We start from the raw sequence: 4,297 nt of genomic DNA, 5'->3' as shown, positions 1-4,297 counted from the left end.
TAATGAGCTCTTTGTATTTAATGAAGAAGAACAAAAAGTAGATAACCTAAATAAAAAAATTATCAAGATTTTAACTGTTGAAGACGATATTAACTATCAAAACGCGTTAACTAATAGCTTAAAAGAAATAAAAATTGATAATGGGTATGAAATAGAAATTCATACTGCAAACTCTGTGCCTCAAGCAGCGCTAGTTCTAAGCTTACATGCTGATATCGCATTAACATTTATTGATGTTGTGATGGAAGAAGATGACTCTGGGCTGCGGCTGATAAGCACTATAAGAGAAGTAATAGGTAATTCAGAAATGCGCATTGTTTTACTTACAGGGCAACCCGGCTTTGCACCAGAGCAACATATAATGAAATCTCTAGACATCGACGAATACTGGAACAAATCTGATGTTTCAGTAGGGAAATTACAGTCTATAGTTAAAAGTAATCTAAGAACTTGGCAGTACATATCTCAAATTTCATCAGCACGAAAAGGTCTTCAATTAGTTCTAGATGCATCTAGAAGTATTAATAGTAAACACGATATCCGCTCCTTTTCTAAAGCTGTTTTAGAAGAAATCAGTAATATATTAAATATAACTGATGGTGGTGGAATTATGTGCTCCAGTGGTGAAATAAACAAAGAAGCGCTAATATCGACTGCTAATGGTTGCTTTGACGGTTTTGAAGGAAAATTAATTGAACAGGAAATATTAAGTGCTGATATTTATGATGATTTTGAGCTTGCAACAGCTGAAAAACGTCATGTTTTCTCAGAGCATCATACTGTCTTCTACTTCCAGACTACAGAACTAGATAAAAAAAGCTATTTAACGATTGTAAAATCTGATAATGCCATTTGCGAGCAAAATGAGTACTTACTCAAAGTATTTAGCGAAAATGTTAACACTGGCTTTGCTAATCTGGCTTTACTTAATAAACTAACGGAATTGGCGTATACAGATATTTCATTAAACTTACATAATCGAAATTGGCTAACCCGCGAAATTAGAAATATGAATTTGCATGAGCAGTATCAAACGAAATTAATAGTATTTGAAGTTGAACAATTTGAAGAAAAAGCATTTACTTTTGGTCATGACTTTTGCCAAAAATTATTAAAAGAAGTTTATAACAACATTAAGGGTGCCTTTGCGCATACTACTCCACGGATAGCCATTATCAATAAGAGTAGCTTTGGCTTAATTGTTAGTACCGATAGCAATATGCCTCAAGAGATTATTACTGGGCTTAATAGGCAAATGTGTGAAGTAGAAATGGTGAGACAGTACGCTGATATACGTATACTAGAATTAGCATTAAGCTCAGTTTTGAATTTCTCACCTGAAAAAATAATTAGTCTAGCAGAGTCAAGCTTAAGTGATAGCAATACTATTTCTTTAAAATATATAGAACATAATCATTTAAAAACTCAGGAGCTTACAAAGCGATATAGTTTGATGGCTAAGTTAAGAAAAGCGATTGGTTCAGGCTCTTTACAAGTTGCTTTACAACCTAAAATGGACTTAAGAAATTTTACCCCTATTGGTTTTGAAGCACTTGCAAGGTGGCAATTAAAAGACGGAAGTTTCGTCAGTCCAGAAATATTTATAGAATTAGCTGAGACGGCAGGTTTAATAAGTGAATTAGACAGCGTCATATTTGATAAAATATTAGTTATAATACAACAACTGAAAGGCGAAGGTGTTAATCTACCAATTGCTTTTAATGCATCTGCATATGATTTAGCCAACCCAAAGTATTTTGAGTATATCTCTAAAAAGTTACGTGAAATAAATTTAGACCCATCTATGTTAGAGCTTGAAATAACAGAAACTCAAGCTATTAGTAACTATGAACTAATTAGAGAGTCATTAGAAAGATTTATGGCTCTAGGTATAAAAGTCGGTATTGATGATTTTGGAACCGGATATTCATCTATTTCTCATATTACTAAAATTCCTGCAAATGTCCTAAAAATAGATCGTTGTTTTATTGGTGATATTGAGGATAATCCTGATAATCAATATATCCTTGAAATGATTGTAAAGCTTGCTAAACGTTTTGATTTTTCGATTATTATAGAAGGTATTGAAACGGTGGAACAATGTAATTGGGCTAAGAAGTTGGGCTGTAATGTCGCTCAAGGTTATTTTTTTTCAAAGCCTTTATTTATTAATGAATTAATTTTATGGCTAAAGCAGTATGAACAACCATGATATTAATTACGTAAATAATTCCCCTTTGGTAAGTAAAAAAAATATACTGATGAAGGTATTTTTTGTTATTTTTATTGCGGTATTGATTTGTTATTTAGTCTACATGCAAATACTACAATCGAAGCTCATGGTTATGCAGGGCTATCAAGATGAAAAATTAGCATTAGTCAATACTGAGTTTGCTAGAGAGTTAAGTAGTATAAAAAAGCTTACAAAAATTTTAGCTAATAATAACAATTTAAAAAGAGGCTCTTCATCAAGGTTTGAGTATAGAGATCCCCAATCTCTGAAAAAGATTAATAAGTACTTTTTAGATTTTGGTCTTATGTCCCCCAATATATCTCAAATACGTTGGATTGATATAGTTGGGAATGAACGCTTTAGAATTAACTTTAAAGATGGTCAAGCTCAAGTTGTTAAGCCTGAAAATTTGCAAAATAAAATGTCGCGTTATTATTTCAGGCAAGGTATTGCTATAAATTCACCAGATTCTTTTCTATCTAAAATAGATTTGAATATGGAGTATGGAGCTATTACGACCCCGATAGAGCCAACGATAAGGGTAACCCACAGAACGAGTGAAAACGACTATATTGTGGATGGGTTAATAGTAATAAACTTTAATCTAACTGAATTTTTTAAAAAGATAAGAGATATATCATCCAAAGATAATCAAATAAACATTATTAATAGCAGTAGCCATTGGTTGTTTAACAACGATCCTTCAAAAGAATGGGGCATTATATTGAAAAAGCCTCACTATAATCTTAAAAATATGAATCCAAAATTGTGGCAGATTCTAACATCCCAAAGTGACCATACGATAAGGTATTTAGACACCGATATGTACACAATAGGAAAGCTGCCTGTTCTCTACTCAAAAAAGCATAAAGAAGCATTAAACGAAACTATTTATGTATATATTAAAAGCGGGGAGCAAGCTATAGCAAGGGTAAGCTTATCTGCATTCTTGTATGCATCGGTCTGTGCATTTGGGTTTATTATTATTTCAACTTTTTTCTTATATAGGGAACACCGATCTAATAATACTATAAACAATTTATTTGATGCTTTAAAGACTGAGAAAATAGAACTAAAGCACGTCAATAAGACACTTTCAAAAACCATTAAACAACAACAGTTGCTACAAAAGAATCTTATTGAAGCACAAAGGCTTTCTTCGTTAGGCTTACTTGTTGCCGGTGTTGCGCACGAAATGAATACTCCAATAGGTGGAGCTATCATTTCTGTGTCAAATGCAGAGTCAGTTATTAAGCGGTTATCTGAGTCAATAAAAATAGGCTTAACCAAATCTCAGCTTGAGAATGATACATATAGCATTAAAGATAATTTAGAGCTAGCTAAGGTCAATTTAGATAAGGCTGCAGTAATTGTAAAAAGCTTTAAGAAGATGGCTATTGATAGAAATAATGAAGACTTTATTGATTGTGACCTCAAGGACGTAATTAACGATTTATTAATTGCATTTCACTCACGACTAAAAAATTCAAAAATAAATGTAAAGACTCAATTCATTGGAAATATTAATATAAAAACCCGACCTGGTATCATATCGCAAGTTATTGAAAATCTCGTAATGAACGCATTTAATCACGCCTTTATAAAAAACCAAAAAGGAGAAATAGAGATAAAAGCTATAAATGTAGATAAAAAAATTAAAATAATAATTTCAGACACAGGTATTGGTATAAATAAAGAAAAGCAAATTTCAATATTTGAGCCGTTTTACACCACGGCTCGTGGCGAGGGTAACACAGGTCTTGGATTGTTCATGGTGATGCAATGGGTAACACAAATACTTAACGCCAAACTAGAGCTAGACTCTAACCCTGAAAGCACCGAAAAATTTAAAACACGGTTTACAATTACTTTTCCAACTGATTGAGTTTAAATTATCTTTCTTGATTCATTTTTCTCTTAATAAACGTTTAGGTTCATATTTTTCCACCACAAAAAAATAACTTGTAATAATTTTTCCCCCAAACTTATCTAAAACATTAAAATAAAATCAAAGGATTTAGCCGTAATTTTATTATAATACTATCTAGATTTAAGTCTTCTTTT

The 4,297-nt window shown here is 31.9% G+C and carries 2 protein-coding genes; both read left to right on the top strand.

Annotation, left to right across the window (positions count from 1 at the left end):
* Nucleotides 1-2,212: EAL domain-containing response regulator (locus tag CXF89_RS18535; RefSeq protein WP_257983247.1), on the top strand; the 2,212-nt coding region annotated here is incomplete at its 5' end.
* Entirely contained in the window at nucleotides 2,199-4,118 is a 1,920-nt protein-coding gene (locus CXF89_RS18530) for a sensor histidine kinase (protein WP_121955425.1), read from the top strand. The genes CXF89_RS18535 and CXF89_RS18530, both read left to right, overlap by 14 nt.
* Nucleotides 4,119-4,297 lie beyond the last annotated feature (179 nt).

The organism is Pseudoalteromonas sp. MelDa3, from assembly GCF_002863625.1.
Lineage (GTDB): Bacteria > Pseudomonadota > Gammaproteobacteria > Enterobacterales > Alteromonadaceae > Pseudoalteromonas > Pseudoalteromonas arctica.
The sequence above is the reverse complement of the archived record's forward strand: the minus strand, read 5'-3'. Positions and strand labels throughout refer to the sequence as shown.